The organism is Devosia neptuniae, assembly GCF_025452235.1.
Classification (GTDB): domain Bacteria; phylum Pseudomonadota; class Alphaproteobacteria; order Rhizobiales; family Devosiaceae; genus Devosia.
The window spans coordinates 1483958-1496280 of the sequence record NZ_CP104965.1; the positions used below are offsets into that span (position 1 = coordinate 1483958).

Annotated in this window: 16 protein-coding genes; 7 read left to right on the forward strand and 9 right to left on the reverse strand. The window is 61.8% G+C overall.

Annotated elements, in window-relative coordinates:
* Window positions 1-15: 15 nt before the first annotated feature.
* The 3 genes from N8A98_RS10060 to N8A98_RS10070 form a co-directional block, all read right to left on the reverse strand.
* Window positions 16-327 carry an EF-hand domain-containing protein gene (locus N8A98_RS10060; protein WP_262171077.1) on the reverse strand — a complete coding sequence of 104 codons (312 nt, stop codon included), beginning with the start codon at window positions 325-327 and terminating at the stop codon, window positions 16-18.
* Window positions 328-418: 91 nt separating this feature from the next.
* Window positions 419-679, reverse strand: a complete 261-nt coding sequence (locus N8A98_RS10065) for an EF-hand domain-containing protein (RefSeq protein WP_113120010.1) — start codon at window positions 677-679, stop codon at window positions 419-421.
* A 387-nt stretch (window positions 680-1066) separates the two neighbouring features.
* Window positions 1067-1705, reverse strand: coding sequence for a carbonic anhydrase (locus N8A98_RS10070; protein WP_262171078.1), 639 nt, complete (start codon window positions 1703-1705; stop codon window positions 1067-1069).
* Between N8A98_RS10070 and N8A98_RS10075 the strand changes: the two genes are divergently transcribed.
* A complete protein-coding gene (locus N8A98_RS10075; RefSeq protein ID WP_390888821.1) occupies window positions 1704-1985 on the forward strand; it encodes a DUF1737 domain-containing protein in 282 nt (93 codons plus the stop codon). The two genes, N8A98_RS10070 and N8A98_RS10075, sit on opposite strands and share 2 nt — an antisense overlap.
* A gap of 186 nt (window positions 1986-2171) precedes the next feature.
* Here the strand turns inward: N8A98_RS10075 and N8A98_RS10080 are convergent, their stop codons facing one another.
* Both N8A98_RS10080 and N8A98_RS10085 read right to left on the reverse strand, forming a co-directional pair.
* Window positions 2172-2756: an NUDIX domain-containing protein gene (locus tag N8A98_RS10080; RefSeq protein ID WP_262171080.1), complete on the reverse strand. Its 585-nt coding sequence runs from the start codon at window positions 2754-2756 to the stop codon at window positions 2172-2174.
* Between the two features lie 267 nt (window positions 2757-3023).
* Window positions 3024-3449, reverse strand: a complete 426-nt coding sequence (locus tag N8A98_RS10085; protein WP_262171081.1) for a winged helix-turn-helix transcriptional regulator — start codon at window positions 3447-3449, stop codon at window positions 3024-3026.
* 69 nt (window positions 3450-3518) lie between these two features.
* Here N8A98_RS10085 and N8A98_RS10090 point away from each other — a divergent pair, with 69 nt between their 5' ends.
* Window positions 3519-4184 carry an alpha/beta fold hydrolase gene (locus tag N8A98_RS10090; protein ID WP_262171083.1) on the forward strand — a complete coding sequence of 222 codons (666 nt, stop codon included), beginning with the start codon at window positions 3519-3521 and terminating at the stop codon, window positions 4182-4184.
* A 60-nt stretch (window positions 4185-4244) separates the two neighbouring features.
* Here the strand turns inward: N8A98_RS10090 and N8A98_RS10095 are convergent, their stop codons facing one another.
* Window positions 4245-4937, reverse strand: coding sequence for a DUF899 domain-containing protein (locus N8A98_RS10095; RefSeq protein ID WP_262171084.1), 693 nt, complete (start codon window positions 4935-4937; stop codon window positions 4245-4247).
* Between the two features lie 2 nt (window positions 4938-4939).
* Window positions 4940-5212, reverse strand: a complete 273-nt coding sequence (locus tag N8A98_RS10100) for a hypothetical protein (RefSeq protein WP_262171086.1) — start codon at window positions 5210-5212, stop codon at window positions 4940-4942.
* Window positions 5213-5556: 344 nt separating this feature from the next.
* Between N8A98_RS10100 and sdhC the strand changes: the two genes are divergently transcribed.
* From sdhC to N8A98_RS10125, 5 genes are read left to right on the forward strand one after another with little or no spacing between them, the layout of a single operon-like run.
* Window positions 5557-5943, forward strand: coding sequence for a succinate dehydrogenase, cytochrome b556 subunit (gene sdhC, locus N8A98_RS10105; protein ID WP_262171088.1), 387 nt, complete (start codon window positions 5557-5559; stop codon window positions 5941-5943).
* Window positions 5943-6335 carry a succinate dehydrogenase, hydrophobic membrane anchor protein gene (gene sdhD / locus N8A98_RS10110; RefSeq protein WP_262171090.1) on the forward strand — a complete coding sequence of 131 codons (393 nt, stop codon included), beginning with the start codon at window positions 5943-5945 and terminating at the stop codon, window positions 6333-6335. Before sdhC ends, sdhD begins: the two co-directional genes overlap by 1 nt.
* A gap of 6 nt (window positions 6336-6341) precedes the next feature.
* Complete coding sequence (gene sdhA, locus N8A98_RS10115) at window positions 6342-8156, forward strand: succinate dehydrogenase flavoprotein subunit (protein ID WP_262171091.1); 1815 nt, start codon at window positions 6342-6344, stop codon at window positions 8154-8156.
* Window positions 8156-8446: a hypothetical protein gene (locus N8A98_RS10120; protein WP_262171092.1), complete on the forward strand. Its 291-nt coding sequence runs from the start codon at window positions 8156-8158 to the stop codon at window positions 8444-8446. The genes sdhA and N8A98_RS10120 overlap by 1 nt, the downstream gene beginning before the upstream one ends.
* A 53-nt stretch (window positions 8447-8499) precedes the next feature.
* Complete coding sequence (locus N8A98_RS10125; protein ID WP_262171094.1) at window positions 8500-9285, forward strand: succinate dehydrogenase iron-sulfur subunit; 786 nt, start codon at window positions 8500-8502, stop codon at window positions 9283-9285.
* Between the two features lie 426 nt (window positions 9286-9711).
* On the opposite strand, the gene N8A98_RS10130 is transcribed toward N8A98_RS10125, so the two are convergent.
* Window positions 9712-11109 carry a hypothetical protein gene (locus N8A98_RS10130; protein WP_262171096.1) on the reverse strand — a complete coding sequence of 466 codons (1398 nt, stop codon included), beginning with the start codon at window positions 11107-11109 and terminating at the stop codon, window positions 9712-9714.
* A gap of 75 nt (window positions 11110-11184) precedes the next feature.
* Window positions 11185-12129, reverse strand: coding sequence for a DMT family transporter (locus tag N8A98_RS10135; protein WP_113119998.1), 945 nt, complete (start codon window positions 12127-12129; stop codon window positions 11185-11187).
* Window positions 12130-12323 lie beyond the last annotated feature (194 nt).

The following is a 12323-nucleotide window of genomic DNA, read 5'->3' on the forward strand; positions in this document are numbered from 1 at the left end:
GGCCGATATGCGGTTTTACTGCACCAAAGAATCGGGCGTGTCCACCGGGTCGGCGGGCGCAGCAGGCGCTGCGGGCGCACCCGGATCAGCGGGCACGGCGGCAGGCTGCAGCCCGGCCAGTTCGCTGGCGGAAATGCCGCCGCTGGCATCGATATCGGCGCCGGTGAATTCGGCTTCGGTCAGGTCGGGCCAAACCACCTGCAATTCGCTCAGCGACAGCTCGCCGCTGCCATCGGTGTCGACATCGGTGAAATTGGTGGGGGTCTGCGCCAGGGCGGCGCCGGCCGATAGGCTCAGAATGGCAAAGCCAAGAACAATCTTGCGCATCAATTCTCTCCTAGATGGGTGCCCGTTCTGGCGGGCGGGGGCAAGAGCCAGGGGAAACCAGGCGATGGCCGTATGGTTCCCCCGGGCTAATTTACATTGCGGGCGCTGGAACCGGGGCCGGCGTCGTCGCCGCGGCGAATTCCTCGGCGCTCAGCTCGCCATTGCCATCAGTATCGGCGGCGGCAAATTGCTCGGCGGTGACGCCGGGCATGGCCACCTGCAGCTCGGTCAGCGAGATGCCGCCACTGGCGTCGGTATCCAGGGTCGCGAAATCGGGGGCAACTGCGTCTTGCGCGAAAGCGGCGCCGGACAGGCCCAGAACGACAGCGACGGACAGGATGAGCTTCTTCATGGGGGTTTGAACTCCATGTTGGGGAGACAGCGGCAACGGGTTAGCCCGTGGCCGACGGATCGCACTCCGCGCGGTCCGTGCAACAAAGAGTGATGGGGTAATGTGTCCTGTGCTGGCCGTAAAACCGGCAGCGAGCGGGAGATAATCGGGCAAATTAGAGGCAGTGATTTTACAAAATAACTGCCAGGTATTGCGCCAGATATTGGGCCGACGCCGCGATGAATTGCAAGTTTACTTGCCGGGATAGTCTTGCTCGGCGGGATGAATTTTCACCCACGCCGCATCAGCTTTGAATGCCGGCAAGTCTGCACGATCACACAAGCGTGACAGTGCCGGAACGGAAACTTGATCGCCTCGCTCCCACCAAGTCGAGTGGGCCGAAAAAACTCAAAAATCGGGGCGGATAAAATCGCCGCTCGAGTTCATGATCCAAAGCTCGCCCGTCGAAATATCGAACCAGGCGCCATGTACGGCGATTTTCCCCTCGGCCTCGAGCGCGGCCACATAGGGAAAGGTGCGCAGGTTGCGGATCGAGTTGCGGATCGAAATCCGCTCCAGCGCGGTCTGCCGTTCGGCCGGGGTCATCAGCTCGTTCTGCACGATCTGGTCGGGCAGGCCGCCCAGCATGCTCATCCACTTGCCGATGAAGTCGCCGGAATCGAGCGGCTTGCTGTCGGGGTTGAGCGCCGCCTTGATGCCGCCGCAGCGGCCATGGCCCATTACCACGACATTGGCGATGTTGAGCGCCTTGACAGCAAATTCGATAGCCGCCGAGGTGCCGTGCTGGCCGCCATCGGGCTGATAGGTGGGCACCAGATTGGCCACGTTGCGCAGCACGAACAATTCGCCCGGTCCGGCATCGAAGATCATTTCGGGCGCCGCGCGGCTATCGCAGCAGGCAATGATCATGGTTGTGGGGTTCTGCCCCTCGGCGGCCAGATCGCGGATCCGGTCCTTTTCGCGGGCATAGCGGCCGGCCATGAAATTGGCGTGGCCCTTGAGCAGGTGGTCTGGAAAGCTGTGCATGGCATATCGCTTAGCTCTGTGGCAGAAGAAGATCAACCTGGGGCGCATGGGGCGCCCGCATACCGGGGTTGCAATGCTGATCTACCGCTTTTTATCTGGGGAAGACGATTCCTCGTTTTGCCACAAGGTCACCAAGGCCCTGAGCGAGGGCTGGGAACTGCATGGCTCGCCCACCTATGCCTATGACGCCGTCGCCAAAAAGATGAAGGCCGGCCAGGCCGTCACCCGCGTGGCGAGGGACCAACCCTATGATCCGGACAAGAAGCTTGTCGATTATTGAGGGCTGGATTTAGCGCGGCAAACTGAGAGCCCCGATCCAATCCCCTCCCCCTTGAGGGGAGGGCTAGGGTGGGGGTGCTGCAACCTCAAAATGCACCATGCGCGGGGGAATCTCAGCACCCCCACCCTCAATCCCTCCCCTCAAGGGGGAGGGAGGGGATCGCGGCTTTCCAAGTCATGTCCAACCTCAACTGCCGTCCCGCATCTGTTGCAGCGCCAGCGCCTGCAGCAGCATGATGGTCTTGGCGTCGATGATCTCGCCGGTTCCGATCATCGCCAGAGCCTCGGCAAAGCCGATTTCGAACACTTCGATATCCTCGCCTTCATGTTCCAGCCCGCCCCCGGCATGGAGGGGAGCGCCGGGCGTGTAGCGCGCCAGGAAGCAGGCGCATTTTTCCGTCAATGAGCCTGGGCTCATATAGGCGTTGAACATGAATTGCAGGTCGGCCGGCTCATAGCCGGTTTCCTCGACGGCCTCCCGATGAGCAGCGACAGCGGCACTTTCCCCATCCAGCATGCCGGCGGGCACTTCGATCATCCAGGCGGTATCGCCATTCAGATGCGGCGGCAGGCGGAACTGGCGGGTGAGGATGATCGTGTCGGCTTCGGGCGCATGCAGCAGCACGGCGGCGGCGCTGCCATGGTCATAGACTTCGCGGCGCACCGTCTGGCTTCCGCCGTCACGGCGCGGATGATTGACCTGATAATCGTCGAACCGGCCCCAATTATGGGCCAGCTTGGTGACGCTCTCGATAATGATCTTGTCGCTCAATCGGATGCCCTCTCGATGCTGGCAGAGCTATGCCGCAAATGGCGCGCCAGGGCCAGTCCCGGATCGATGTTCAGGTTCCGATAGGCGAGAGCCCCGATGCAGTTCCCTCCCCCTTGTGGGGAGGGCTAGGGTGGGGGTACTGCGCCCACCAGTTGCTCGATATTGGTGGAGACCTCAGCACCCCCACCCTCAATCCCTCCCCACAAGGGGGAGGGAGGCAGATCGGCGCTCCCGAGCTGATCTCCAACGCCGCACCATCGATAACTTCTAACTCTCACCCAGATGCACCCGGCGCAGCTCCGCCATCTGCGCGTCAATGGCACCGGGTCCGCCCTTGTCGCGCGCCTCGCCGGTAGCGGCGAGCACTGGGTCAACCGGCATATAGCTGCGGCTCCAGCGGCTGATCTGGGCGATGATCGGCAGCAGGTCGATGCCCTTTGCGGTTAGCGAATAGATCGCCTTGAGCTTGTGGCTGGGGTCGCCCGCGCGGGTCACGATGCCGGCCTCCACCAGCATGGCCAGGCGGTCGGACAGGATATTGCTGGATATGGCTTCGTCCGAGGCCAGGAATTCGCGGAAATGGCGTTTGCCGGCAAACATCATGTCGCGAATGATCAGCAGGGTCCATTTGTCGCCGAACACTTCGAGGCCCAGATTGATCGGGCAGCCGGAACGGAAAGAAGTTTGCATCATGGCTTGACTCTAGGTGCTATGGTTGTAAAAAGCAAGTGCTTGCATTTTGCAATCATACGGGAGGAAGCGATGACGACATTCGTGCTGGTACATGGAGCATGGGCGGGTGCTTGGGGTTGGGACAAGGTAGCCGAGCGGCTGCGCGGGGCCGGCCATCGCGTGCATGTGCCGACGCTGAGCGGGCTGGGGGAACGCTCCCATCTGGCGGCCTATCCAATCACGCTGACCGACCATGTGAACGACGTCGTCAACGAGATGATCTGGCACGATCTGACCGAGGTGGTGCTGGTGGGGCATTCCTATGGCGGCATCGTCATCACCGGGGTGGCGGAGCGAGCTGCCGATCGCATTGCCTCAATCGTCTATCTCGACGCCTTCATCCCTGCCGACGGCCAATCCTTCGAGGACTTCTTTGGCGAGAAATTCACCGGCCCGCTGACCCCCGTGCCCGATGGCGGTGAAGATGACTATGCGACCAAGGCCGAAGGGGCCCGGGTTGTTGCCCTCAGCACACCGCAGCCGACCGGCACCTTTACCGAACGGCTCAAGGTCACTGGCGCCTATCTGAACATTGCCCGCAAAACCTATATCCTGGCCACCGGCTGGGACGGCTTCGGCGGTATCGCCGCGCCGCTGCGGAACGATCCGGCCTGGAGCGTGCACGAACTGCCCTGCGGCCACGACGTGCCGTTGCTGCTGCCGGTCGAACTGGCGGAATTGCTGGAACAGGCGTGATGGGGATCATGAAAATTGCCGGGGCTTTATCGGCTCCGGCAATGACAATGCTGCCTGAGACTATTGATAACGATCGTGGCGGCGCAGCCAGTCCATGCCCTCGGTTTCATTGCGGCCCTTGGGCATGAGATCGAGCATGGCATAGGTGCCCATCATTACCTCCACACCGCGGCCGAAGGTGGAATAGGTGCGAAACACCTGCCCGTCCTCGTCCTTGTAAAAGGCCGTGACACCCGGCCATTCCTCGCCGGTTTCCTGCCATTGCCCGAAATTGTAGTCGATATGGCCGCTGGCAACTTCCTCCGGCGTGAAGCTCACCCGGAAATCGTAATTGAACGTGCTGCCAAATGAGGACACCCAGGTGAACTGCCAGCCCATACGCTGGCGATAGCGCTCGATATCGGCCAGTGGGGCGCGCGAGACGGCGACCATGGTGACGTCGTGATTGGCCAGATGCAGGTTCATGCCATCGGTATGGTCGGCCATGAAGGAGCAGCTCGGGCAGCCTTGCGTCCAGCCCGGCGCAAACATGAAATGCTGCAGCAGCAATTGCGAGCGCCCCTCGAATAGCTCGGCCAGGCTGCGCGGACCAGCCAATGTGTCGAACACATAGTCCTGGTTTATGCGCTCCCAGGGCAGAGCCAGCCGCTCCCGCGCGAGCCTGTCGCGTAAATGGGTCAGCTCCTTCTCGGCCTTGAGAAAGTCCTTGCGGGCGGCGAGCCAGGCATCGTGTGAAACAACCATGTGGTGCATCGTCAATCTCCTTGGGTTTGGGAAAGGTCTATGTCGCGGCGCTGGGCAAAGAGCAGCTTGAGCCAGGGCGACAGGTGAAAGACGCCCATCAGCAGATACATCAGGGCCATGTCATGGATCGGCAGCATGGCGGCGCCCGAGCAGATCGCCATGCCCGACGCATCAAGGGCGGAGATACCAGCCATGATCCCGAAGACCGGGGCGGCCGCATAGGCGAGCAGGGCAATTGCCTCGGCCGCCGGCGAACCCATCGTGCGTGTTGCTGTCTGTGTCATCCTGCGCTCCTCCGTCGCCTTCGCCAGTCCGGCGGTGGTGATGAGCAGAGGCTAAGTCGGGCACAGCATCCGGCGTGAGTTACAATCGTGGCGGGATTTTTTCGCCCGCGCTTGGCCGCCCAAGGCCTGATAGTTGCCCCGAACAGCTTTTCTGGCCCAACAGCGCACCCCCCAATTCCGTCGCCCTCCGAACACTTCGGGCGATATACGAACAAAGTGCGCAATGCGCCAAAAGTTGACCTTTGGGGGGCTTTGAATTGTCATGCGGGGAGGCTAGAAGTCTTGAACCATTCCAAACTACAGCGGTCCCTCCCGCGCGTTCAGGACGGCTTCAGGAAGACTCCATGACGGTTCGCTCCCGCCCCACTTCTCCGCATCTGCAAATCTATCGCTGGACCATCACCATGGCCATGTCGATCGCGCATCGCGCGACGGGCATTGCCAATTATGTGGGCTCGGCCCTGCTGGTGCTGTGGCTGGCCGCCGCCGCCATCGGGCCCGAACCGCTCAATGTGGTCAATGCCGTCTATGGCAGCTGGTTCGGCCAATTGGTGCTGTTTGGCTATTCCTGGTCGCTGTTCCACCACATGCTGGGCGGCCTGCGCCACTTCGTCTGGGATTTCATCGAGATGATGGAGCCGGGCCAGCGCGAAGCCATCGCCTGGGCCAATCTGGTGGCCTCCATCGTGCTGACGCTGCTGGTCTGGACCGTTTTTGTGTGGGTGCATTGATGCGTGAACAAGTGATCACCAGGGACATCATCGCCGATCCCAAGACCAAATATGGCGACGCCAAAGCCTCGACCCGCCATTTCATCACCCAGCGGGTGACCGGCGCGATCAATGTGCTGTTCATCGGCTTGCTGGTGTTCATCGTGGTGCGCCTGGCCGGGCAGGATCGGGCCGACATGGTAGCCGTGATCGGCAATGGCTTTGTCGGCATTCCCTTTGCCGTGCTGCTGGCCGTGGTCACCGTGCATATGCGCAATGGCATGCGCGATACGCTGGAAGATTATCTGGCGGGTGCCACCTATCGGCTGGCCATGCTGCTCAATACGCTGTTCTGCCTCGCCGTGGGTCTGATCGGCGTGATTTCCATTCTCAAGCTCGTCTTCTGGGGTTAGTGCCTGATGGCTTCCACTTATGAACTCATCGACCACGAATTCGACGTGGTCGTGGTGGGCGCCGGCGGCGCAGGTCTCCGCGCGACCCTGGGCATGGCCGAGCAGGGCTTCAACACCGCCTGCATCACCAAGGTCTTCCCCACGCGCAGCCATACCGTGGCGGCGCAGGGCGGCATTGCGGCCTCGCTGCAGAATATGGGCCCCGATAGCTGGCAATGGCACATGTACGACACCGTCAAGGGGTCGGACTGGCTGGGCGACAATGACGCCATGGAATATCTGGCGCGCGAAGCCCCGGCCGCCATTTATGAGCTTGAGCATTACGGCGTGCCGTTCAGTCGCACCGAACAGGGCAAGATCTATCAGCGCCCGTTTGGCGGCCATATGACGGAATTCGGCGATGGCCCGCCGGTGCAGCGCACCTGCGCCGCTGCCGACCGTACCGGCCACGCGATCCTGCACACGCTTTACGGGCAGAGCCTGCGCAACAATGCGCAATTCTATATCGAATATTTCGCGCTCGATCTGATCATGGGCAAGAATGGGGAATGCCAGGGCGTGATCGCCTGGAAGCTCGATGATGGCACGCTGCATCGCTTCCGCGCCAAGCTGGTCGTGCTGGCCACCGGCGGCTATGGCCGCTCCTATTTCTCGGCCACCTCGGCCCATACCTGCACCGGCGACGGCAATGGCATGGTGGCGCGGGCCGGCCTGCCGCTGCAGGATATGGAATTCGTGCAATTCCACCCCACCGGCATCTATGGCGCGGGCGTGCTGATCACCGAAGGCGCGCGCGGCGAGGGCGGGTATCTCACCAATTCGGAAGGCGAGCGCTTCATGGAGCGCTATGCCCCCAATGCGAAAGACCTGGCCTCACGCGACGTCGTGAGCCGCTGCATGACGCTCGAAATCCGCGAGGGCCGCGGCGTGGGTCCGAACAAGGACCATATTTATCTCCACCTCGATCATCTCGATCCCAAGGTGCTGCATGAGCGGCTGCCGGGCATCACCGAGAGTGCAAAGATCTTTGCCGGTGTTGATCTGACCCGCGAGCCGATCCCGGTTCTGCCCACCGTGCACTATAATATGGGCGGCATTCCCGCGAACTATCATGGCGAAGTGCTCGACCCCACGCCGGAAAACCCCAATCGCATCGTGCCCGGCCTGATGGCCGTGGGCGAAGCCGCCTGCGCCTCGGTGCACGGCGCCAACCGGCTGGGTTCCAATTCCCTCACCGATCTTGTGGTGTTCGGCCGCGCCGCCGCCATTCGCGCCGGCAAGGTGATCGATAAGGCGAGCCCCGTGCCCGCCCTCAACGCGGCCGAAGACGCCAAAATCCTCGCCCGCTTCGATCGCCTGCGCCACGCCAATGGCAGCCAATCGACCGCCAAGCTGCGTGACGAAATGCAGCGCACCATGCAGGCCGATGCGGCGGTGTTCCGCACCGATGAATCCCTCAAGAACGGCGTTGCGGCGATGAGCGAAATCTATGCGCGCCTGCCCGATGTCAGGGTTACCGACCGCTCGCTGATCTGGAATTCGGACCTGGTGGAAACGCTGGAGCTGGAAAACCTGATGACCTGCGCCATCGCCACGGTGGTCTCCGCCGAAGCCCGCCACGAAAGCCGCGGCGCCCACGCGCATGAGGATTTCCCCAATCGCGACGACGTGGAATGGCGCAAGCACACGCTGGCCAAGGTCAATGTCGATACCGGCGCGGTCGAGCTCAGCTATCGCCCCGTGATCCTCGATCCGCTGACCCCCGAAAGCGAAGGCGGCATCGACCTCAAGAAGATCGCGCCCAAGGCACGCGTTTATTGATGCGCGCGCCGGGTCTGGTTATCGCGATGGTTCTGGCTGCGGCGGCGCCGGCTTTTGCTGCGGCGCCTACAGCCGAGCAGAAGGCGGAGTTCTATCGGGTCTGCATGGGTATCGCGAGCAACGAGACCCTGTGCTCCTGCAAGGCCGATGCGGCCATGACGCTGATCGATGAGCGCTTCATGGGCGTGGTGATCAAATCCATGCAGGGCGGCTCGACCGCACAGGCCGATGCCGTGCCCTACAACACTTATGTCGCCAAATCGAACCAGATCTGTAAGCCGAATTATTGAACTGACTATCGCGCCGGGTTGAGCGGCGTCGTGTTGAGAAGGAAGAGCGACCCATGGTCGAATTGATGCTCCCCAAGGCCGACCGGCCTCAGAAGGGCAAGACCTGGCCCAAGCCCGAGGGCGCCAAGCGCCTGCGCGAATATCACATCTATCGCTACGACCCCGACCAGAATGCCAATCCGCGCATCGATACCTATTTCGTCAATCTGGACGATTGCGGCCCGATGATCCTGGATGGCTTGCTCTGGATCAAGAACAAGGTCGATCCCACGCTGACGCTGCGCCGAAGCTGCCGCGAAGGCATTTGCGGCTCGTGCTCAATGAACATTAACGGGCTCAATACCCTGGCCTGCACCAAGGGCATGGATGATTCCAAGGGCCCCATCAAGATCTACCCGCTGCCGCATATGCCGGTGGTCAAGGATCTGGTGCCGGATCTCAGCAATTTCTATGCCCAGCACCGCGCCATCGAGCCCTGGCTCAAGACCACGTCGCCCACTCCGACCAAGGAATGGACACAGTCCGTACCCGAGCGCGCCAAGCTCGACGGGCTTTACGAATGTATCCTGTGCGCCTGCTGCTCGACCTCCTGCCCGTCCTATTGGTGGAATGGCGAAAAATATCTGGGGCCGGCCGCCTTGCTGCAGGCCTATCGCTGGCTGATCGACAGCCGCGACGAGAGCACGCAGGAACGGCTCGACGACCTCGAAGACCCGTTCAAGCTCTATCGCTGCCACACCATCATGAACTGCGCCAAGGTCTGCCCCAAGGGCCTCAACCCGGCCAAGGCCATTGCCGAGATCAAGAAGATGATGGTGGAACGCAAGGTCGCCGCGTAATTTTGGTTTTTTAGTCTTTGAAGAAGCCCGCGGGTCAGGCCCGCGGGCTTTTTGTTTGGTGGGTCCTTAGACTCCAGTGTTTGCGCCAAAGCCTATTGTGACGAGGGGAGCGTTCATCTTCAACACACGTCACCCACGGTGTCATTCCGGCGCAGGCCGGAATCCATGCTGAAGGTCATCCCGGCCCTGGATGCAAATGAGACGCCGCGGACCCGAATCCCGGCCCGTGCCGGGATGGCGCCCTGGATGGAAGCGGCTTTGTCTGAATCATCCCAACCCACCGCATCTCCCGGGGGAGAACGGTGATGGGGCGCGTTCTTCCAAGACCCACAAAGGGCTTTGGGAATGAAGCGAAGCCCCGATGCAGAACACCAAAACAAAAACGGCGGAGCTTTGCCCCGCCGCCTGAGATCAAATCTAAAAAACCTAGATGCCGTCGTCTTCCCTCAGCACGATCAAGCCAGCCTCAAACGCCGTCTTGCAGTCGTCGGCGTCGTGCTCGAGGTCGCTGTCGAGCAGGGTGATGGCAGCGCCGGGGCCTTCAAAGCGCGGATCGTCGCACTGATCGTCATTGGCGTAGCTCGACGTGTTGTCGCCAAACTCGATTTCCGAGCTGTCATAGGGTGCGCCAGCAGCGTAGCTGGGCTGGTAGACTTGGCGGATCTGCACCTTGCCGGCCGCTTCCAGCGCCTTGCAATCGGTGGCGTCGGCCATCTGGTCTTCGTAGAGCTGCTTCTTGTTGGTGCCTTCGCCGACAAAGCGCGGATCGTCGCATTCCCCGTCATTGGCCCATTTGGAGGTGTCGCTGCCATAGTCGAACTCGGTGGAAGCCGGGCTCGCGCTGGTGGCGGCGGTGCCATCGGGATCGAAGCTCACCGTCCCCGCGGCATAGGCGGCCTTGCAGTCGGTAGCGTCGTGGCCGATGTCGTCGTCCAGCATTTCCGAAGCCGCGCCGGTGCCCGAGAAGCGGGGGTCATCGCATTCCTCGTCCTTGGCCCATTCGCTGGTGTCGTCGCCAAAGTCGATCTCGGAAATATCGACCTTGGTGGCGCTGCTGCCGGCAGTATCGCCATTGAAGGTCACGGTGCCAGCGTCATAGGCAGTCTTGCAATCGGTGGCATCCTTGCGGATATCGGCATCGAGCAGTTCGACGGCGCTGCCGGTGCCGGAAAAGCGGGGATCATCGCATTCCCCGTCATTGGCCCATTCGCTGGAATCATCGCCGAAATCGATCTCGGCAGCTGTGGCAGGCGTGTCGGTACCGGTGGCTGGCGTGTCGGTGGTGGTGGCATTGGCGTTGGAATTATCGTCAGCCAGGCTCACCGTGCCGGCTTCATAGGCCGCCTTGCAATCGGTAGCATCCTTGCGGATATCGGCGTCGAGCAATTCCTCGGCGCTGCCTTCGCCCTTGAAGCGGGGGTCGTCGCATTCGCCGTCATTGGCCCATTCGCTGCTGTCGTCGCCAAAGTCGATGGCATCAATCGGGCTGGCAATGGTTATATCGGCCGGGGTACTGCCCGCTTCGACCAGCGTCACGGTGCCGGCGGCAAAGGCGGCGCGGCAATCGGTGGCGTCCTTGCGGATATCGGCATCGACCAGTTCGGCGGCGCTGCCGGTGCCGGAGAATCGCGGATCATCGCATTCCCCGTCATTGGCCCATTCGCTCGAATCATCGCCGAAATCGATGTCGCCAGCCGCATTCGTCGTGAGGGTGCTGGGGCCGGTCTTGTTGTCGAGCTTCTGGGCAAAGGCTGGTGCGGCAAGCCCTGCAGCCAGAATCAGCCCCAATGTGGTCGCGCCCAGCAACCGCTTGTAAGTTTGCATCGGTGTCCCTTTCCGAAGGTATGGCCGCCAGTGGTGGCTGCACAATATAGCGGCTTTGCGGCAGCCGACAGCGTTTTAGTCCCGCCGATTGCGCGCGCGGCGTTCAGCTCTTGTGAACAATACCGAGCCGAGCAACACCAGAGCCGTGCCCAGGGCATGGAAAATGGTGAAGGGTTCGGACAGCACGATGACGGCGATGATGATGGTGACGATCGGCCCGAAAGCGCCGGTCGAGGAGGTGGCGCGCGCCCCGATGCGGGCCATGCCGGCATTCATCAGGAATGAAGGCAGCACGGTGCCCAGCACGCCCAGAGCCAGGCCATAGGTCCAGATTTGCGGCGACAGCGTCAGATAGCTCTGTGGCCCGGCGATGATCAGGTTTTGCCCGATGGCGCAAAGCGCGGCGGTGGACATGGCGATGCAGGTGAAGAGGCCCGAGCCCAGCTTGAGCATCTGCCGTTTGGCCAGGTGCTGGTAGAGCGCAAAGGTAATGGCCGAGCCCAGCACCAGGAGCGTGCCGGTCACCAGCCCATCCGGGTTCAGCGCGAGATTCCAGCCGAAGATCACCAGCAGCCCGGCATAAGAGACCAGCATGGCCGGCACCACGCCCCAGACCATGCGGTCGCCGAAGAACCAGACGCCGAACAGCAGTACGAAAAAGGGATAGGTGAACAGCACCAGCCGCTCATATTGGGCGGTCAGGTAATTCAGCCCTAAAAAGTCGAGATAGCTCGAGACATAATAGCCCAGAATGCCCACGGCCATGCTGGTCAGCACCACGGGCCAGCTGAGCGAAGCCCGCAAGTTCTCCTCGCGCCGCAGCAGACCCACCATAATGACCAGGTATACCGGCAGCGCCACGATCATGCGCAGGCTGAGCAGCATTTCGGTCGTGGTGCCCTGGGCATAGGCGAGCTTGATGAAAATGCCCTTGGTGGCAAACAGCACGGCGCCGGCCACGGCAAAGGCATAGCCCAAGGGGTCATTGGCGGATGGGGCAGATGAAGAGGCAACGGACATGGGAGGCGGTTCCAAAAAGACCCGCCTCAAGCAATACCGGAGCCTGAAAGGCGGGCCGGTGCGACGAAGGGCTGGATGTCAGCGCTCGTTCCGGACCCCAGGGGAGCCAGAAAGCCAAAGACCAAGCAGAATAATGGTGGCGGACGAGTGCATGAGCCGTTTGGTAGCGCTGCCTGTTACGGCTGGCAAGGCGG

What these genes read in the sequence shown, in the direction of transcription:
- N8A98_RS10100 (WP_262171086.1), bottom strand. Translation starts at nt 5,212, where the DNA reads ATGACACAGACAGCAACACGCACGATGGGTTCGCCGGCGGCCGAGGCA.
- N8A98_RS10130 (WP_262171096.1), bottom strand. Translation starts at nt 11,109, where the DNA reads ATGCAAACTTACAAGCGGTTGCTGGGCGCGACCACATTGGGGCTGATT.
- sdhC (WP_262171088.1), top strand. Translation starts at nt 5,557, where the DNA reads ATGACGGTTCGCTCCCGCCCCACTTCTCCGCATCTGCAAATCTATCGC.
- N8A98_RS10075 (WP_390888821.1), top strand. Translation starts at nt 1,704, where the DNA reads ATGGCATATCGCTTAGCTCTGTGGCAGAAGAAGATCAACCTGGGGCGC.
- N8A98_RS10065 (WP_113120010.1), bottom strand. Translation starts at nt 679, where the DNA reads ATGAAGAAGCTCATCCTGTCCGTCGCTGTCGTTCTGGGCCTGTCCGGC.
- sdhA (WP_262171091.1), top strand. Translation starts at nt 6,342, where the DNA reads ATGGCTTCCACTTATGAACTCATCGACCACGAATTCGACGTGGTCGTG.
- N8A98_RS10090 (WP_262171083.1), top strand. Translation starts at nt 3,519, where the DNA reads ATGACGACATTCGTGCTGGTACATGGAGCATGGGCGGGTGCTTGGGGT.
- N8A98_RS10120 (WP_262171092.1), top strand. Translation starts at nt 8,156, where the DNA reads ATGCGCGCGCCGGGTCTGGTTATCGCGATGGTTCTGGCTGCGGCGGCG.
- N8A98_RS10085 (WP_262171081.1), bottom strand. Translation starts at nt 3,449, where the DNA reads ATGATGCAAACTTCTTTCCGTTCCGGCTGCCCGATCAATCTGGGCCTC.
- N8A98_RS10070 (WP_262171078.1), bottom strand. Translation starts at nt 1,705, where the DNA reads ATGCACAGCTTTCCAGACCACCTGCTCAAGGGCCACGCCAATTTCATG.
- sdhD (WP_262171090.1), top strand. Translation starts at nt 5,943, where the DNA reads ATGCGTGAACAAGTGATCACCAGGGACATCATCGCCGATCCCAAGACC.
- N8A98_RS10125 (WP_262171094.1), top strand. Translation starts at nt 8,500, where the DNA reads ATGGTCGAATTGATGCTCCCCAAGGCCGACCGGCCTCAGAAGGGCAAG.
- N8A98_RS10095 (WP_262171084.1), bottom strand. Translation starts at nt 4,937, where the DNA reads ATGCACCACATGGTTGTTTCACACGATGCCTGGCTCGCCGCCCGCAAG.
- N8A98_RS10135 (WP_113119998.1), bottom strand. Translation starts at nt 12,129, where the DNA reads ATGTCCGTTGCCTCTTCATCTGCCCCATCCGCCAATGACCCCTTGGGC.
- N8A98_RS10060 (WP_262171077.1), bottom strand. Translation starts at nt 327, where the DNA reads ATGCGCAAGATTGTTCTTGGCTTTGCCATTCTGAGCCTATCGGCCGGC.